Below are 320 nucleotides of genomic sequence, written 5' to 3' on the forward strand. Positions count from 1 at the left end.
ATGGTGATGTGGTGCGTCTAATGACTGCTGTTTATATCAAGTTCTTTGTTAAAACAACAAAGTTGTGTGTTGACGAAACTGTTTGGAAAGTTAATGATGAACAGTTGGTGGTAACTGGTGGTAACGTAGGAAATGAAAACGACATCTTCAAGATCAAGAAAACTGACTTGGTGATACGAGGTATGAAAAATGTATACAAGTTACTGCATTGTCCCTCTCATCTTCAGTGCAAAAATATCGGCAGCAACTTTAAAAATGGATATCCTCGTCTGGTGACTGTCGATGACGATAAGGACTTTATTCCATTTGTGTTCATCAAG

General features: G+C 37.8%; 1 protein-coding gene. It reads left to right on the forward strand.

The annotated features are described in order from the left end of the window. Positions 1-320 (forward strand): Kunitz family serine protease inhibitor (locus JAP66_RS33570; RefSeq protein ID WP_199435580.1); only part of this gene is annotated, 320 nt, incomplete at both ends.

Origin of the sequence: Qaidamihabitans albus (genome assembly GCF_016464705.1) — a bacterium.
Lineage (GTDB): Bacteria > Actinomycetota > Actinomycetes > Mycobacteriales > Pseudonocardiaceae > Qaidamihabitans > Qaidamihabitans albus.